This is a genomic window from Enterococcus sp. C74, assembly GCF_040887125.1.
GTDB classification, from domain to species: Bacteria; Bacillota; Bacilli; order Lactobacillales; family Enterococcaceae; genus Enterococcus_B; species Enterococcus_B hirae.
The window spans coordinates 17,874-35,354 of sequence record NZ_JBFOFA010000007.1 but is presented as its reverse complement, the minus strand read 5'-3'; the positions used below and the strand labels follow the sequence as shown (position 1 = coordinate 35,354).

The following is a 17,481-nucleotide window of genomic DNA, read 5'->3' as shown; positions in this document are numbered from 1 at the left end:
GTCTCACTTATAAGTACATGCCTAAAGTTAAGTAAATTTCAGACTGCAACAGCAAAGTCCTCTGATTTCACTGGCATCTATTATTAGCATACTTTCTTCTCAATACTCTTTGACAACTATTTTTTCTAAAAATAAAAAAAATTGGTAAAATTAAAGAATAAACTTTAGACCGATCTTCCAAATAAAGAAGTAATACAAATTGTTGGAAAAAAGCCAAAAGAAGTAAAGTGATTGAAATAGATCCAATATTTTTCTAAAATAAAAAAGAGACTGAGCCAAAACTTTCCTCAATCTCTTCTGGTATATCTAAAAACGAATAAACGGCGTTCAAGAAGCAACTCCTCAACAATAAGGTTCTCAAGTTCAACCATCACATGCCTACTCTTTTTACTTCTTGATTCTTGAAATAGAATATGCCATTGTAGCGGCTGATTTATGATATTTTTCTTTAATTTTCCCTATCTAAAATCAACTCAGTAACTGACAAAAGAATCTCACGTGTATCAAAGGCTGTATCAGGGAGCTTACTAATTTCCTTTAAAGCTTTTTTTGTGTAATCTTCCGCTAATTTTTTGGCTTTTGTCACACCATTGACTTCTCTGACAATCTGACGAACACTTTCTGCTTCCTCTTGTGTCAACTCAGTTTTTTTATCCAAGTATGCAATCAATTCTGCTTTTTTATCTGTTTGTAATGCGTAAATCAATGGTAGAGAATACACGCCTTGACGCATATCTTCTAATACTGGTTTACCGATATCGACCGCATCTTTCGTGTAATCCAAGATATCGTCAATGATCTGAAACGCCATCCCGACAGCTAAACCGATTGAACCTGCTTTTCGAGCAAACCGTTCATTCATTCCACTTTCATAAGCTCCGACTGAACAACTTAATTGAAAGAGTTCGGCCGTTTTCCCTGAGATGTTTTCTAAATACTCCGGCACAGTTAAATGATAATTGTAACGGTCGTCCATTTGTCCAAGCTCACCATCTAATACTTTTTCCATACTCCGAGAATTAGATTGTAAGCTCTTTAGCGAATTAGAATAATTTGAAAGTAATTTGAAACAGCAAACAAATAAATAGTCTCCTGCATAAACGGCTACCGTATTCCCAAATCGACCACGTAAATTAGGCTGACCACGTCGAACATCTGCCTCATCAACGATATCATCATGGATCAATGTAGCGGTATGAAGCATTTCGATCGAAGCAGCTAGCGCAATTGCCTTTTCACGATCTTGTTCTGGACCAAATTGAGAAAAGAGCAATTGATAGGCAGGTCTTAGCAGTTTACCTCCCGCATGAATCGTCTCTTTGATTGCTTGTTCGACTGGCTTGTTCTTTAAGCGGACAACATCTTCCATCTTTTTCAACGTCTCGTTTAATTCGTTTTTCAAAGTTGGATACTCACTCCACATTGGATGTAGCTTCATAAAAAAACTCCTTGTATAACCATTATTTTTTCAAAAAAAGCGGTTGCCATTTCTCTTTTTGTTCTTTCTCATAGTCTCTTTGAAAAAGTTGTAATGTACGTACATGTTGCAACAAATAATTGGCTGCAATCCCGATCGCAATTCCAGACAGAATACCTAAGAAAGATAGAATCGGCAGATATAACATGACTGTCCATGATTGAGCAATGAACGAAGCCATCACTAGTTGTCCGACATTATGCATAAAGCCACCTGTTGCACTGATTCCAATAATACTGACTCGCTTAGGACCTAACTGTTTCACTAACAGCATTCCTACATAGCTGAGTAACGCGCCGCTCATACTATAAAGAAAGGTAGAGATCGTCCCACCTAACAAAGTTGTTAAAAATAGGCGAAGCCATAACAATAAAAAACTATCCCGTTTTTTCATCGTAAAAATCGCTACAATGGTAATCAAATTAGCAAGTCCTAACTTTGCTCCAGGAGCAAATGAAAAAGGATATGGGATCATGTTCTCAATTAATCCAATGATGACTCCTTGCGCCACTAGTAAAGATATATAAATCATTTTTTGTAATTTTGTCATGGTGTGGATAGCCTAATAGATCAGACCATCTTTGTCACTCCCATCTGTTGACCGAACCTCGATCACTAATTTATGAGGCAAGCAAACAATCGTTTCGCCATTCTTAGAAGCCCACCCTCGTCTCACACAAATCTGATCGCCACAATCTGCTTCCTTTATGCGTATCTTGTCGCCATCAACTTCGATTAAATTATAATCACCATGTGGATCTTCATAAGTATACGTATATTTTTTACTCCCAGCTACTAATGGGAAGGTTTTGATTTCATCACCATCAACGCGTAGTACAGCTTCTTTATCAGGAGCTACATTGTCTTGTTGATAACTAAATACGATGATGGGTAAAAAAGAAAGAGCAATCAAAAGAACGATAATGAAAATATCCCAAGGTTTAAGCAAACTTTTCTTGATAAATTCTTTCATCTTTTCGCACGCCTCCTCTTGCTGAACTGTTCTCCAATTTTAGCATGAAACAAAAGAAAGTCCTAGGTTTCCCTAGAACTTTCTTCAATCAGCCATTATTCTCAAATTGTTCAGTTTAAGCTCTAGGCTAATTTTTTATTTTGATCCATATCGGGATTTAGGTCTCCCATACCACCAATTGCCTAGTGTTTTTTGTAACCATGGAATCACCCAGCGATCAAGACCAATTGCACGACCTGAACCGTTCATCAATGCAAAAGCAACAAAGATAAACCAGATGTTTACCCAATAGAACATTCCAGATAAACAGAAAGTAATCACTAAAACAATGGTCGTTGCACTACATAACCAGGTAAATAAACCAGCAATCAAAGCGAGTGCTAAAGCAATTTCAAAGAATACCATGAATTTTTGGAAAAACATTGCTACATCATTATTTGGCATGATTACTTGCATCATTTTCGTGAACCAGTCTGGTGATTTTTCAATCACGGCCATAGGCTGTTCACCATAAGCATAACTTAGACCAAAGTGAGTAGCTTGTGTCGCAGCTTCTCCTGCACCACTGGTTGCTGCACCAGTAGCTGCTGTTGTTGCATCGCCAGCAGCGGAAGCCCCACTTGCTACATCGGTCACATTGTATTCCCAAGTCCAAGGGAACACGCTGTTACCTGTAAACCATGAACCTTCACCAAACCAAGTACCTGGTTTCAACACTTGCCCATCACCAACAATTTTTTTGAAGGCTTCGATAAACCAAACCAGACCATAGAACACTCGTAAAGGCACACTCCATAAGACATTTCCATAACGGGAAGAATGGCCACGTGTCACATTACGATCGTCTTTGATATGGAAGAATTCGTGCATCATGTATTGGAACATATAATAGCCAGAACGGATATCAAAGAAATATTTCAAATTGACGATGTGTTTCATCACAATTGCTAAGAAACCACTTAAATGGATCTTATCAAATAAATTGGCAACGCCCCATTTGGCACCGATCGATACCATGAAACCTTGATAGTTTCCTTTAAACTTATGCTTTTCGCCGCCTTTGATGGCAGCTACGATATTGGCTGCTGCTGTATGACCTGTTTGTTCAGCCGCTTGAACGATTTGTGGCGTTGGTGTTCCAGGAAATTCTTCATAGAAAACCAAGTCTCCGATAATATAGATGTTTTTATCTTCATATCCTTTTGCCTGCATATATTCATTCGCTACCAAACGTTGACCACGAGCGGACTCTAAGCCAAAATCAGCAGCATCAGAAGTTCCTTTGACACCAGCTGTCCAGATCAATGTGTGGGTAGGAATCTGACGACCATCTTTTAACTTGATATGGTCTTTCGCTACTTCCACGATTGGTGCATTCAATAGTAGTTCTACTTGATGTTTCTTTAAATAGCGCTCTGCTTTGGCTGCATCATTACGATCCAGCATATTTAAAATCGTCGGCATTGCTTCTACAACCATCAATGTAATTTCACTTGGGTCTAATTTGTAGTCTTTTGCCAAACGGTTTTTCCAATCAATCAATTCACCAATCATTTCGATTCCGGTGAATCCTGAACCACAGACCACAAACGTCAGCATTGCTTTACGTAACGCATCGTTAGGTTCTAAAGCTGCTTTTGCCACGGTACGTTCAATGTGTTCACGTATTTTAACTGAATCTTCAAATGACCATAAGGTAAAGCCGTTTTCTTTTACTCCAGGAGTCCCAAAGTCATTTGGTTCTCCCCCCATTCCCAAGATCAACTGATCGAATGGGTAAGTGCCTAATTTTGTTTTCACAACTTTTTGTTCTTTATCGATACCAGTGACCGTATCTGTCACTAATTGAACATTTTTTTGTCGAGCAAACAAGTGCTGTAGATCATATTGGATTGCTTCTGGTTCAACCCGTCCACCTGCAACTTCGTGTAATTCTGTCATCATCGTGTGGTACGAATGACGATCAATCAAAGTGATTGTCACATCTTCTTTTTTAAGTTTTTTTGCCAAGTATTTTGTTGCTGATACCCCGGCATAACCTGCACCCACAACGACAATATTTTGCTTTGTCATTGTTCATCCGCTCCTTATTGGTAATCCTTTATTTGAAATGATTAACATTTGTATTAGTTTGCTACCTATTACACAATCTTTATACATTATATAGATGTTATTCCCTTTTGTCTAACTCATTTTCATTATTTTTAAAAATTTGTGGTTAAGCTCTTTTTCACGAAATTTACAGAAAGAAAACGGTTTAAAGATTACACTAGTTATTTGACGAAAACGGTTGACTTATGGCTGATTTTCATTAGAATGTATAATGAATCACAAAGAATATTGTGTACTAAAAAAGGAAACGGTGGGAGTAAAATGAAGAAAAAACGTTTTATTACTGGATTTGCTGTATTAGCTTTTTCAGCTTTAATGTTAGGTGCTTGTGGTGCGGATGATAACGGAAGCTCTAACAGCTCAACAGAAGCTTCAACTGCTAAGACATCAGAAACAAAAACAACTGAAAGCTCAGCACAAATCGTTGCTGGCGGCGAGTTACAAGATGGTACTTATAAATTAGAAGAAAAAAATTACTCTAACGGTTATCGTGCAGTCTTCGAAATGGTTGTCAAAGATGGCAAAATCACTGAATCTAAATATGACAACATCAACGAAAATGGCGAGTCTAAAACCAAAGATACAGAATACAACAAAAACATGAAAGCAAAAGCTGGTACTAGCCCAGAAAAATTCATTCCACAATTGAATGAACAATTAGTCGAAGCACAAAGCGCAAGTGGAGTTGAAGTTGTTACTGGTGCAACTCATTCTTCAGAAAGCTTCCAAAACTATGCACAACAATTGATCCAAGCTGCTCAAGCTGGTAATACTGATACAATTGAAATCAATAACGGTGCAGATCTTCAAGATGGCACATACAAATTAGAAGAGAAAAACTATTCTAATGGTTACCGTGTCCAATTTGAAATGACAGTCGCTGATGGTAAAGTATCTGAATCTAAATTTGACTATGTCGACAAAGACGGCAACTCAAAACAAGACGATGCAGACTACAACAAAAATATGAAAGCAAAAAGTGGTACTTCTCCAGAGACATACATTCCTGAATTGAATGATGAACTTGTCAAAGCGATGGGCGAAGAAGATGGTTCACCTGCAGATGTTGAAGTTGTCACTGGTGCGACTCACAGCTCACATTCATTTGTAATGTATGCACAACAATTAGTGAATGCTGCTGAAAAAGGCGACACTCAAACAATTCAAGTTGACAATATCGTAACAAAATAAATTTTCTATAATTATCCGTGGAAGAGACGATTGCACAAGTTGTTTCTTTGAGATCCAAGCCGAGATGTCCAAAATTTTTCTTTGAAAAATTTTTGTGATGTTTCGGCTTATTTCTCAAAGTACACTTTTTGATTTCTCAGCAACCGTCCCTTCCACTAATGAAATGAGGAAACACATGTTAAAGAAACGATTACTCTCTTTCGTAGCCTTTTTAAGTTTGTTCACGTTAGCAGCTTGCAGCACAGCGACGAAACAAACGAGCTCTGAGAGCAAAACGACCACCAAAATTTTACAAGAACCTTATTCTGATGAACAGTTCTTATTAGGGACTTATGTTCGGATTCGAATCTATGATGAAGGCAAAGAAGCAGCATTAAAACCTGCCTTTGCTCGGGTCAAAGAACTAGGTGATAAAATCACGATCAATCAGGAGGGTTCCGAAATCGACGCAGTGAACCAACAAGCGGGTATCAAGCCAGTAAAGGTTTCTGATGATATCTACACGTTACTAAAACGTGCTTATGAATATAGTCAAGATTCACAAGGTGGTTTTGACATGGCAATCGGTGCTATTACTCAATTATGGCGTATTGGGTTTGACGATGCGAGAAAACCGGCCCAAGAAGAAATCGATCAAGCATTAAAGCTGGTTGATTACCATAAAATTGAGCTGAACGATAAAGACAAAACTGTTTATCTGAAAGAAAAAGGCATGATCATCGATCTTGGAGCCATTGCTAAAGGCTATATCACAGATGAAGTTGTCAAAGTGTTAAAACAGCAAGGTGTAACGACTGCTATCGTTGACTTAGGTGGAAATGTCTATGTTTTAGGTCATAGCCCACGTGGTGAAGATCAAGACTGGACAGTTGGTATCCAAGATCCGAATCTAGCACGTGGTTCTGTTTTAGGGACGATCAAAGAACGGAACAAAACATTAGTGACTTCTGGCATCTATGAGCGTTATTTAGAAGTAGATGGTAAAAAATATCATCATCTATTTGATCCAGATACTGGTTATCCTTTTGATAATGATATTGCTAGTGTTACAATCATCACAGATAAATCAATTGATGGTGATGGCTTGTCGACAGCTGTCTTCTCAATGGGTGTGAAAAAAGGATTGGAATACGTCGAAAGTGAACTGAATGATGGAACGGAAGCCATTTTTGTTACCAAAGAAAACAAAGTATACGTGACCGATCCGATCAAAGATACTTTCGTTTTGGACAAAGATTCTAAATATACGATGGGCGATCGTTCTGAATTGAAATAAGGAGTATGAACTATGACACTAAAGATCTTTTTAGAAGTAGTAGAACTACGAACAAAGGTGGCTAGTGTATTTCCTTTTGCGATAGGGGTTTTATTCTCTATCGCTTTTTTTCATGAAATACATTGGCTTAATACAGGGTTGTTTTTTATTGGTATGTTGGTTTTTGATTTAGCAACAACAGCAATCAACAACTATATGGACTACCAAAAAGCCCATTCGAAAACTTATAAATACCAAGAAAACGTAATTGGACGAACTGGCATCTCACCAAAACTGATCCAAAAAATGATCCTAGGAATGATTTTCTTTGTCTTACTGATTGGTGTAATCCTAACCGCTAGAACTGGGATTTTATTATTATTGATGGGCGCTACTTGTTGCTTCATTGGCATTTTTTATACCTTTGGGCCCATTCCCTTATCACGAATGCCTTTAGGGGAAATTTTCAGCGGTGTAACAATGGGGTTGGGAATTTTTGCCATGGTCATTTACATCAATACTTACAGTACGAAAGTATTTGATCTGATTCTTTCTTTTCAGACAGGAACCTTCCGTTTAGAAGGAAACATTTGGAGTATCCTGACGATCATCCTAGCTTCACTCCCCTTGGTTTTTACGATTGCCAATATCATGTTAGCTAATAACCTACGGGACTTAGAAAGAGATATCGAAAATCATCGCTATACTTTAGTTTTTTATATTGGGCGTCCCATTGGACAATTGTTGTTCCAGTTATTGATGTATGCTTGTTATCTAGTTGTCTTGATTGGACTATTGAGCCATGTCTACCAGTGGCCAATCTTGTTGACTTTTCTCACATTACCAACGATCTATCGTAACTTGCAACAATTCAAACAATCCTTGCCTCACCCCATCAGTTTTAGCTATGCCATCAAAAATATGATCTTGTTCAACAGTAGTTATGCATTGGGCTTACTTTGCAGTATTCTGTTGTCTTATGTTTAGAGATCCATTGATTTTTCAAATAAAAATAAGACCCATGAAGTCAATGAAAAGCTGTGACTTCATGGGTTAATTTTAAGTTATCTTAGAATGCTAATCTTTTACCTTACAGGTGCTTGCAAAAGCTGTCCCTGTAAACCTTTCGTTAGTGTATTGCCGCCGTTTATTCGTTGGTTTTGTGCAGTTAGTATTTTAGCCTGTGGTATTGCATGTTTCGTAAGATCAGTAAGCTTACTTAGTTCTCCTTTACGAGACATGGTATTACCGACGTCAAGTGCGCTCACTCCCTTTTTAGCATTTTGAGCCTGTATCTTTGCATCTATTAAATGATTTTTATAATCTACTCTTGCAACTGGATCAATCGAACTCTTGAATTTGATATGACTATTGACTCGATCTTCAATTACCTTAGTAGTATCTCTAGTTATGAGGTCTTCTAATGCTAACTTATTAAATGTTTTTAGTGGTCGTTGGAGCAATTCTCTTTGCCTAGCTTCTGGCGTAATACCTCTCGCTTTATCAATCATTCGCCCAACCCAGCCTCTTTTTTTCGGACCGTTTAATTTAAGTAATGGAGAGTTTTGGTTTTTTAGTGCCTCTACTACCGCTGGATTCCCTGCACATAGTTGCGTAACGAAAGCTCTCTGATTAGTTGTATCTTTTAGAGTGGCTTGATAAACTTTTCTTGCATTTGGATCAATCGAACCCAAGAATCTGTTCTCACTTAGGACTTTATCGCGAATGACCTCATTCTCATTCATGAGTGGTTTTAATAGGTTCTTATCAAATTTATGAAGTGGTTGTTGAAGTAGTTTATCTTTCCATTTATTTTGCCTAGCTTCTGGCGTAATACCTCTCACTTTATCAATTATTCGCCCAATCAACCCTCTCTTTTTCGGTTCGATTAATTTAGCTAGTTTAGGATCTGCTTTTATTATTTTTTCTATTTCACTACCGTTTTTTCCTTCACATAGTTGAGTAAGAAAAGCTCGTTGTTGATTCTCTTTCCGTTTATTCCATAATTTTTTCCCAGCTCGACCTACGCGTATTAGCGTTCTTCCAATAAAAAGTGTCGCAGTAACAGCCCATCTTGGCATCTTTTTAAAGAGTCTTTCGGTATAATCTAGTTCTCTTTCCGTTCCCGGTTCCATCATATTTTATCACCTCCTTCTTATTTTTCATCTGAATCAGACATTCTTTTTCGTTGCTTCTTCACGTGTGGTCCCATCTTGAGTGGGAGATACCGCTTCGTATTCTTTCTCGTATATCGTAATCCAATTAAATGAACCAGGGTCGCCTCTTAGGGCATATTTCGAGCCTTTTTCTCCAATAGAGAAAGAAACTTCTTCTTTTCTACCGTTATCGTCGATTTTCGTGATGACAAATACTGCACCGTCTTGATCTGGGTTGACGGTGACAACACGATAATCATAAGTGAGCTCATTGACCGTTTTGTCTTCTTCGATTTTTTTCTGGATTAACTTACCGTCTTTAAATTCTAATGTAAATGTTCGATCGGTATTCGTATTTTCCCATGCGCCTTGTTGTAAGACGTCTAACCAAGCTTGTGAAATCACTTGTTGGGCTGCTTCTGCTTGTTCGGTGATTTCTTCTTCCATTTTGACTTTAACTTCTTCATTTGGATAGAAGTAGATTTCTTCTTTATCTTCTTTTAAATAAAAGATTGTACTTCCCATACGTGATTGTAATTTGAGTTTTTTCATGGTTCCTTCTTTATCTTCTAGCACTAAATACCCGTTATCGACTAAGTAATATTTACCAGCTGCTAGCCAAGAAGAAGCACGATAGGTCCCGTCGGTTTTTAATTCTAGTACCATTTCGTCACTTCGATTGGAGTACCATTTACCACTATAAGTAGTGGCACTGTATTCTCCTAATCGTTCCTTACTTTCCGCTGTTTCTTCTGTCTGACCTTTTTTAGTCGTCTCTTCCCGATTGGCTGTGTTTGAGAACAATGAATAGCTTGTCAAACCCAAGACCACAACGAAAAAAACTGTTACCCCTATTAAAAAATTTCTACCTGTTTTGGTTTCTAAAAAATTTTTGATCATATTTTTTCCTAAAAATAAATATTTTCGTTATTTTTAGGAATTACTCACCACCTTTACTTTTCACGAATTGACTGATGAATCATTAACTAGCTAGTCGAAAGATTAAGGCACCCCATATCCAGAGATTGCTGAATGATCGAGTGTATAGGTTCTTCTTCGAACCATATTTTCTGAATTACCTTCAATTACTTGAATCGTATTTCCACCTGTAAATTCAACGATCCCCACCTGGTCTTTCCCCGTTTTATTACCTTTCCAATCAAAGAAAATCAAATCCCCTGGTTGCGGGATGTAGCCTATATCAGTGGCTTTGAATTTATTATTCTTTTTGTACCAATTGAACATATCTAACGGTCTTACAGTATTAGGTACACGACCTTGACTGAGATACCCTGCTTGTTCTGCTACCCAAGTAACAAAGATCGCAGACCATTCCATTCGGCTCTCATAGCCAGCCCACTCCCAATATTTATTGCCATTTAACGTACCGATTTCTTTAGTTGCCACCTCTACCAACTTGCCAGTAGAGTTTGAGAGGTTGTAAGAAATTAAGCGTGCATAGAACATATCACCAAATGCGTAACGCCAGTTATAGCCAAGATCTAAAGCCACGCCCTTATTATAAGAAACAACTTCCCCATTACTTCTTTCTTGCGCATAAGCTTTGCTATGCTCAAATGTATATTTACTATCTGTACGGATCAACTCGTCCAAATAGTCTTCCCCATAATTGTAAGCTTGGATCGCTGCTAAGTTACCTAATTGATACATTTGTGCTTTTCTTATTAAATTTGCAAAATAAGCTACACCTAATTCAATTGACTTTTCTGGGTTGATCGTTTGATTCAAATTTTGTGCTTTAGCAATTCCCATAATATCCGGAACGGTTTCACCATCCCCACCACTTTCTACCCAGATTATGGATAGTATGACATTGGTAAATGATTCAATGTTCTGTTTTTTTGCTTCTGTTACTACTTTTTCTCGCCATTGAACCACTTTTTCAGGTGGATAAATAAGCTCACCTTGCGATTGTTCTCGATCATACTGACTTAATTTCGTACGATTTCCATAAACCAAATTTTCAATAAAAATTGTCGGATTGATTTCTGGATTGCGGTAGAGGAAGATTCGTTTTTCTTTCATGATCATCAATAAATTACCGTCAAATTTGTCACTTGTGTAACCAATCAAATCTCCGCTTTCTAAAGAAGCTCCTTCACGTATGATCGGCGTCACATTAATATAATAAGCTTGGTATTTCCCTGTTTCCGTTTTGATACTTGTTGTCGTTTGCTTTTTCCCATTTAGATCTCGAGCCGTACGTGTACTGATCTCTGTTACCTTCTCGTTTGATGTGGCATAGACAGGCGTTTGTGGTTTCGCATCAATGATTATTTCATCATTCATATTGGCATCGTCCCGACCGCGATAACCATAATTACCAATAACAGAAGCATACGAAACTTTCCCTAAAGGATTATCCATAAAAATCTTATCCTGAAAACGATCGATTTCTAACACAGGATAATATTTATCGATTTCATCTTGTGAGAATGCTGAGATCGTTCCTATCACTTTATTGTTTGAATAGAGTTCGATTTGAGGATCTAAATCAAGAAATTCAGCAATCGTTTGTACTTTGACATTCAGCGTGACGCTGTCTTTGTCTTTTTCTTCTTTGTCTTCTTCTTCTTTGTCTTTAACTTTTTCTTCTGTATCTTTATCTTCTTCAAATTCGACTTTGTATGTAAAAGTGCCATCATGGATTGCGCGAAGTTCATCTTCTACTTTTGCAATCTTAACTGGCTCTTCCTCCATTGGTGAATACTTATCTTTAAACTGGGCATAAAAAGACATATATAATGGAGGACTCATGGATGTTTGGTCTTTTAGTCGTTTCAGATAATTAGGAAGCGCACTATTTTTAATATTATAATTTTCATATTTGGCATTTAAGTAATAGATATAGTTATCCCCATTTGAAGCAAACGAAAATTGTTCCGGATCGGCAACCATTCCATTCACTTCAAAATAAACTTCATCATGTTCTTCAACTAATTGATTGTAACGATTATAAACATCTCTATTTTTAGAGGCATCCAAATAGGAAATATACTCAAATGCTTCAGCGATCGCCATATCTTCTGTTTTCAATGTGAACAAGGCGACAATAAAAGTCCAAATCGCTAAAACGACCGAGATTACCACGAGAATGATCGCCAGTATAACGATAACTATCGCGATGATCAATAGCGCCTTGATTGTAATCACTAAAAAAATCAGCGTAATGAGGATCCCGATAATCGTTAAATCTCCCTTTTCATCTCGCCCACCAAGCATTTTCATAGCCGCTTCTTTTGCTTGCCCTTTTGGTGACAGCTTTTGAGCCATATCTAAAAATTTTGGCGCTGATTTTGCTTTACCTAGAAAATTCTTGAAGAAACCACCCTTTTTACCAACGCCTTTTGTAGGATTTACATAGACAACTTCCGTGTTTTTACCCTTACCAAAAATATTGTACCATTTTTTTTTGGTGGATTTCACTGAATCTTGAGGTGCAAATCCTTTTTGATCTTTGTAAGCAATGTAGCTGTAAGGGGTACTATCCTTAGAAGAACGAGCAACCAAATTGCCTTTTTTTGTTTCTTCTGCTACTTTTTTTAACTGTTCTTTTTTTAGCTGTTTCTTTTGCACATTCACTTTTGGTTGATCTGTCGACTGTTTTGTTCCCTGGATATTATTCTGACTTTTTGAATCAGCACGTAATTCCTGTCGCACTTTTTTTTGATCATTTTTGCGTTTTATGCCTAAAACTTTACGGAACCTATTTTTAGCTAATACGACGGTTTTATTTCCAAATTCTTCAACGTCTCGTTTTATTTTTGAAATTTGTTTCTTAGTCAGTTTAATCTTTTGTTTCCCTTGTTTAATAACTCTTTTTAAACGAGATTTTTTTTTAATGATTGGTAGTTTATCATTTCTATGGACAATTATCGTTACTTTAATTGTCTGATTGTTTTTAAGAATCGCTTTTGTTAGTTCTGAACTTTTTTTTTGGTCTTTGATGAGACCTTTGGTTTTTTCTAATCCTGTGCTGATAATACTATTTTGTGATTCCTGCTGTTCGTTATTGGGTTCATTCAAATCGGGCACTGTGACGTATCCTTTCTGATTCCATTTTCGTTTTAGTCTTCACCAGGTTTGGTTGACATCATCTTATACAACTGCGTATCTTTCGGAAAATGATCATAAAAAGGTAAAGTTGTATCGCCAAATACCATCAGTCCATAACCTTCTGGTGAATTCACAACAAATTTTTCTTGTTCTTCTGAGATATCAAATAACCGGACTAATTGTGAACGGTCAGATTTTGCTTGATTGAGCATCATGACGAAATCACTATTTGAAAGCATCCGCCGCGCAAGGTCCGAAAGTAAAAGTGTCTCCACATTCTGTGTAATCCCAGTTGGAATTGCCCCCCACTTTCTGGCACGACTCCATAATTCAAAGAAATAATTTTCAGAATACTCATTTGTAAACAGTAATTGCATTTCGTCGATATACAACCAGGTCCGAACGCCTCTTTCCCGGTTGGTGGTGATCCGATTCCAGACTTGGTCCAACACGATCAACATCCCCATTGTTTTGAGCTGTTTCCCTAAATCTTTGATATCATAGACAACGAGCCGTTTGGTAATATCGACATTTGTTTCAGAGGAGAATACTGACAAACTTCCTTCGATATAAATTTCCAAGTCCGTCCTCAATTGGTGCGCTTCTTCTTCCTCTTGCTCTTGTAAGATGTGGTAGAAATCTACAAAAGTTGGCATCCGATCGCTAACCGTTTCATACGTTCGACGACATACACGGTCGATCAACGTTTTCTGGGTAGAGGTTAGCCCCAATGCGCCGCCAATGATCAAGTCGAACAATGAAATCAAAAACTCCGACTTTAAAACAACCGGGTCACTGTCATCTCCATAGTTTTCGTTGATATCCATTGGATTGATCGTGGTAGCGGAATCACTAGCGATCTTGATAATCTCACCATTAAAATTTTTACCGATAACGGAATACTCACGTTCAGGATCAATAATGATGACCTCATCTTCGGCATCACGCAATAGTACATTTACGATCTCACGCTTCACCGAGAAACTTTTACCAGAACCAGGAGTTCCTAGAACAAATCCATTGGGTGCTTTTAATAATTTCCGGTCAAGAGATAAAATATTCTTTGAAATAGCATTTACACCATAATATTTCCCATTTTCTTGAATTAGATCTGAAATAGTAAACGGCACAAATATCGCAGTGCTGGCAGTCGTTAGTGTTCGATCCAATGGTAATATATTATTTCCTAAAGGTAAGGTTGCGTTCAGCCCAGCCTCTTGCATAAATTCTAACTCGATGATCTTAAATCCAAATTGTCGACCAATAGAAGATACCTCGTCATGTACTTCTGTTAATTTTTCAACTGTTGGGGCATGGAAATGGATACTTCCAGTCATCGAATAAAGCTTTTGACCCTTGTTCTGTAAATCATCAACTAAATTTTTCGCTTCTGTTAGCGAATAAGTCAAATCATAGGAAAGCATTTCAAAATCGTAGCCGTTTTGTAGGGCTTTTTTCTGTTCATCCACTTTTTGTTGTTCCATAAAAGCTAATTTGGTCTTCACTAAGTCAAATGCTTCATCTTGCTCAAGTGGCTTGATATGTAATGTAATCACCAACTCTTGAGGGATTTCTAACAGTTCAAAAATAAAGGTATCTGCTAGTTCCGATGGATATTCTTGCAAATAGACAGTTTTGGCATAATGATCATCCATTTTCAAGTAATTTTTGTTTTGTTTCAGTTCAATCACTTCTGGTAGGATATCCTCAATCTCTGGTTCTTCCTTATCGCTTTTTGTTAATAAGATATCAGACAAAATTGTCAACATCTGTTTTTTCTCAAGACGGTTGATCCCACTACCTAATCGACTCGCAAACATTGCAAAGCGATCTACAACCATTTCCAGCTCTTTATGAGCAAGTTTTTCTGTTTGATGTTGCTGGATGAAGGTAAACAAAATCCGTTTCTTATAGCCATTTTTTTCTTCATCCAGTTTTCTGGAAATAACATCATTCATTTCTACGCGATAAGGGTCTAAAAAATCATTCTTTTCTTGGTAGTAGAGAATTGATTGCAATTCACTCAACGGTCGTTTCTTTTTGTAGACAGTTAACTGTAGCTGGGTTTTACTACTTAAAGAATTAAGGAAATCACAATATTGCGAGAAAATCTCAATCTGATTCTCTTCTGATGAAAGCTGATAGTTGATATCTTCTAATTCGACTGTGATGGAGTACGTATTATCATCCAGTTGACAAACACCGCTGGGAAAAATTGTTTTAAAGTAAAAAGTATCGCGCAAAAAATCCACATCTTGTGGATTTTTTTTCTGTTGTTTCTTTATATTTTTAGAAGTCTTCTTTAAATTTTTATGATTATTCTTAATTTTTGACTTTAATTTCATCATCGTTCTTGTCCGCCTAATTCTTTACTTTCTGACATGTCTTGCTGACCATCATTCTTTTTTCGTTTCTTTTTTCTAGTTCCTGTCGAAATATGGTATTTAAAAAATTGCTTAACATAAACTTCAAATGATAAGCCATTTCGTTTGAACCATCCAAAAGATACGATTGGAATAGAGGCAATGATCATCAACCAACTGATGATTTCGATTGGCATTTTTAACCATGCAATGAATATCAGTGCGATCGCGACATTTACCCCGCCAGCAATACAAAGACACAATAATTGTTTTAGATTCATTCCTGCTATTACTTTTTCTTTGTATTCTTTGATATCTTTTGGAACTTTTACTTCTATTGCCATATCTCCCCTCCTTATGATGCAGATATTAGTGTTTTGGCCCATCCTTTAGTTTTATTGATAGCTAGTAAGATTCCAATCATATAGATCGTTAATCCTAAAATAATCCCAAACATATGGGTGCCAACGTCTTCCATTATTCTCATGAATAGCATTGGATATGTAACTAAAACCAGGGCGATAAAGGTTGACTGCAACCCCGTGGCGGCAAAATTTTTAAAGAAGCCTTTGGTCATAGCAGAAAATTCTTGGCTTGGTAGAGCCCCCATCGGAATTGGTGCCATCGCGCTAAAAATATAAAGCTCCATAAATCGTAAATAAATCGTTACCTGAATCAACGTCCGTACAACAAGTGACACTAAAAATAGAATGAACATAATTAATAGCACAGCGATTTGTGACCAGAAATCTAGATCGTTTACCGCCTGTTCTACTCTTGCTGCTACATTCGCTACAGTTTTTTCGTCACCTACTTGTAAAATTTTATACGTCAAATTAGAAGTAATCACTATGATTCCGTCTAACAAAACTTGGATTTTTAAAATAACCACATAACAAATCGCAAATTTAATAAATGATTTGATGATCATTTCAAACCCAAGCATTGGTGCTCCTCCAGCTCCCTCAACCTTAAGTGAAATTTTTTGAAATTCCAAAAGAATAAAGATGGCTAAAATAGACAATGAAAGCGGAATAACAACTAGTTCCTGTAAATCTACTACTAATTTATATGCATCATACATGTATCCTGATAGATTCTTACTCAGAGTGTATTTTAAATCATCTCCATTCAAATAAAACATGATTTGATTAAAGAGCCACATTATCGCTGATGTCATAAATTAAATCCTGCTTTCAGTGTATTATTGTAAAAGTGAAGAAAAATCAAATTGAGTTGCGAACCAGCCTGCAGCAACTAAAATCAATCCACCACCGACAATTTGCCAAATTCCTTGCTGTAATTGCGGACCATTTTTATCTTTTAATGCACCAGCTAAAATGACCGTTCCCCAAATTAGCCAAAGACCTCCACCTACTAAAGTGAAGTTTGATACTAAACTAAAAACTTTTTCTAATAAAGCTGCATCTTTCATTTAAACATTTCCCCTTTTTTGAGTTATTTATTATTTGTTACTACTTTTAGTATATGGTAATTTTTCAACCGATGTTTGCCAGTTATTTCTAAGTTGAGAAATTTTAGAAACTCCCTCTCTCAAATTTTATAATTGACTAATTTAGTCAATATATGTAAGAGGTCCTTATCAAAAAGCAGACTAGCTGAGAAGAATAGTTACTCTAAAAAATTTTAAAATTCGTTATTTTGGACACAATAGATTGATTCATCTACAAAACTTGGAACATCTATTCATTTTTTTCAAATAAATGCACAGCGCTTAAGAATTGATTCCTGAAAATAAGTCGAAAAATCAAAAATGCTCAAAATAACAAGAAGCCACTTTTGGATTCACCATGATTTCCGAGTGCCAGACAGTCCTTATATCATCTTCTACTAGTTTCACTCAGCATCATTGACAA

Annotated in this window: 14 protein-coding genes; 3 read left to right on the top strand and 11 right to left on the bottom strand. The window is 36.8% G+C overall.

Going from position 1 to position 17,481, the window contains the following annotated elements; genetic code table 11:
• Positions 1 to 448: 448 nt before the first annotated feature.
• From AB3H93_RS09910 to AB3H93_RS09895, 4 genes are all read right to left on the bottom strand, one after another.
• Complete coding sequence (locus AB3H93_RS09910) at positions 449 to 1,438, bottom strand: polyprenyl synthetase family protein (protein ID WP_010737225.1); 990 nt, start codon at positions 1,436 to 1,438, stop codon at positions 449 to 451.
• A 22-nt stretch (positions 1,439 to 1,460) separates the two neighbouring features.
• Positions 1,461 to 2,027, bottom strand: a complete 567-nt coding sequence (locus AB3H93_RS09905; protein ID WP_010720692.1) for a Gx transporter family protein — start codon at positions 2,025 to 2,027, stop codon at positions 1,461 to 1,463.
• A 12-nt stretch (positions 2,028 to 2,039) separates the two neighbouring features.
• On the bottom strand, positions 2,040 to 2,450 hold the full coding sequence (locus AB3H93_RS09900) for a NusG domain II-containing protein (RefSeq protein ID WP_010737224.1): 411 nt from the start codon (positions 2,448 to 2,450) through the stop codon (positions 2,040 to 2,042).
• 135 nt (positions 2,451 to 2,585) lie between these two features.
• Positions 2,586 to 4,523, bottom strand: a complete 1,938-nt coding sequence (locus AB3H93_RS09895) for an NAD(P)/FAD-dependent oxidoreductase (protein WP_034700146.1) — start codon at positions 4,521 to 4,523, stop codon at positions 2,586 to 2,588.
• A gap of 300 nt (positions 4,524 to 4,823) precedes the next feature.
• Here AB3H93_RS09895 and pplA point away from each other — a divergent pair, with 300 nt between their 5' ends.
• From pplA to menA, 3 genes are all read left to right on the top strand, one after another.
• The gene (pplA, locus tag AB3H93_RS09890) at positions 4,824 to 5,753 is read left to right on the top strand and encodes an extracellular electron transfer flavoprotein PplA (RefSeq protein ID WP_368020505.1); all 930 of its coding nucleotides are present in this window, start codon (positions 4,824 to 4,826) and stop codon (positions 5,751 to 5,753) included.
• Positions 5,754 to 5,928: 175 nt separating this feature from the next.
• Positions 5,929 to 7,029, top strand: coding sequence for an FAD:protein FMN transferase (locus AB3H93_RS09885; RefSeq protein ID WP_368020504.1), 1,101 nt, complete (start codon positions 5,929 to 5,931; stop codon positions 7,027 to 7,029).
• A gap of 12 nt (positions 7,030 to 7,041) precedes the next feature.
• On the top strand, positions 7,042 to 7,995 hold the full coding sequence (gene menA / locus AB3H93_RS09880) for a 1,4-dihydroxy-2-naphthoate polyprenyltransferase (protein ID WP_010737221.1): 954 nt from the start codon (positions 7,042 to 7,044) through the stop codon (positions 7,993 to 7,995).
• Positions 7,996 to 8,093: 98 nt separating this feature from the next.
• Here menA and AB3H93_RS09875 read toward each other — a convergent pair whose 3' ends face one another.
• From AB3H93_RS09875 to AB3H93_RS09845, 7 genes are all read right to left on the bottom strand, one after another.
• The gene (locus AB3H93_RS09875) at positions 8,094 to 9,146 is read right to left on the bottom strand and encodes a hypothetical protein (RefSeq protein ID WP_232088541.1); all 1,053 of its coding nucleotides are present in this window, start codon (positions 9,144 to 9,146) and stop codon (positions 8,094 to 8,096) included.
• A 33-nt stretch (positions 9,147 to 9,179) separates the two neighbouring features.
• A complete protein-coding gene (locus AB3H93_RS09870) occupies positions 9,180 to 10,064 on the bottom strand; it encodes a hypothetical protein (RefSeq protein ID WP_010737219.1) in 885 nt (294 codons plus the stop codon).
• Positions 10,065 to 10,166: 102 nt separating this feature from the next.
• The gene (locus tag AB3H93_RS09865; protein ID WP_368020503.1) at positions 10,167 to 13,220 is read right to left on the bottom strand and encodes a lysozyme family protein; all 3,054 of its coding nucleotides are present in this window, start codon (positions 13,218 to 13,220) and stop codon (positions 10,167 to 10,169) included.
• A 32-nt stretch (positions 13,221 to 13,252) separates the two neighbouring features.
• Positions 13,253 to 15,589 (bottom strand): VirB4-like conjugal transfer ATPase, CD1110 family, encoded by a 2,337-nt coding sequence (locus tag AB3H93_RS09860; protein WP_053765982.1) that lies wholly within the window; start codon positions 15,587 to 15,589, stop codon positions 13,253 to 13,255.
• Complete coding sequence (locus AB3H93_RS09855) at positions 15,586 to 15,948, bottom strand: PrgI family protein (RefSeq protein ID WP_010737216.1); 363 nt, start codon at positions 15,946 to 15,948, stop codon at positions 15,586 to 15,588. Before AB3H93_RS09855 ends, AB3H93_RS09860 begins: the two co-directional genes overlap by 4 nt.
• A gap of 11 nt (positions 15,949 to 15,959) precedes the next feature.
• On the bottom strand, positions 15,960 to 16,784 hold the full coding sequence (locus AB3H93_RS09850) for a hypothetical protein (RefSeq protein WP_010737215.1): 825 nt from the start codon (positions 16,782 to 16,784) through the stop codon (positions 15,960 to 15,962).
• 24 nt (positions 16,785 to 16,808) lie between these two features.
• Positions 16,809 to 17,039 (bottom strand): hypothetical protein, encoded by a 231-nt coding sequence (locus AB3H93_RS09845; RefSeq protein ID WP_010720705.1) that lies wholly within the window; start codon positions 17,037 to 17,039, stop codon positions 16,809 to 16,811.
• Positions 17,040 to 17,481 lie beyond the last annotated feature (442 nt).

Bases quoted from the DNA above. Each gene is read 5' to 3' on its own strand.
- AB3H93_RS09910 (WP_010737225.1), bottom strand. From the start codon at position 1,438: ATGAAGCTACATCCAATGTGGAGTGAGTATCCAACTTTGAAAAACGAA.
- AB3H93_RS09905 (WP_010720692.1), bottom strand. From the start codon at position 2,027: ATGACAAAATTACAAAAAATGATTTATATATCTTTACTAGTGGCGCAA.
- AB3H93_RS09900 (WP_010737224.1), bottom strand. From the start codon at position 2,450: ATGAAAGAATTTATCAAGAAAAGTTTGCTTAAACCTTGGGATATTTTC.
- AB3H93_RS09895 (WP_034700146.1), bottom strand. From the start codon at position 4,523: ATGACAAAGCAAAATATTGTCGTTGTGGGTGCAGGTTATGCCGGGGTA.
- pplA (WP_368020505.1), top strand. From the start codon at position 4,824: ATGAAGAAAAAACGTTTTATTACTGGATTTGCTGTATTAGCTTTTTCA.
- AB3H93_RS09885 (WP_368020504.1), top strand. From the start codon at position 5,929: ATGTTAAAGAAACGATTACTCTCTTTCGTAGCCTTTTTAAGTTTGTTC.
- menA (WP_010737221.1), top strand. From the start codon at position 7,042: ATGACACTAAAGATCTTTTTAGAAGTAGTAGAACTACGAACAAAGGTG.
- AB3H93_RS09875 (WP_232088541.1), bottom strand. From the start codon at position 9,146: ATGATGGAACCGGGAACGGAAAGAGAACTAGATTATACCGAAAGACTC.
- AB3H93_RS09870 (WP_010737219.1), bottom strand. From the start codon at position 10,064: ATGATCAAAAATTTTTTAGAAACCAAAACAGGTAGAAATTTTTTAATA.
- AB3H93_RS09860 (WP_053765982.1), bottom strand. From the start codon at position 15,589: ATGATGAAATTAAAGTCAAAAATTAAGAATAATCATAAAAATTTAAAG.
- AB3H93_RS09855 (WP_010737216.1), bottom strand. From the start codon at position 15,948: ATGGCAATAGAAGTAAAAGTTCCAAAAGATATCAAAGAATACAAAGAA.
- AB3H93_RS09850 (WP_010737215.1), bottom strand. From the start codon at position 16,784: ATGACATCAGCGATAATGTGGCTCTTTAATCAAATCATGTTTTATTTG.
- AB3H93_RS09845 (WP_010720705.1), bottom strand. From the start codon at position 17,039: ATGAAAGATGCAGCTTTATTAGAAAAAGTTTTTAGTTTAGTATCAAAC.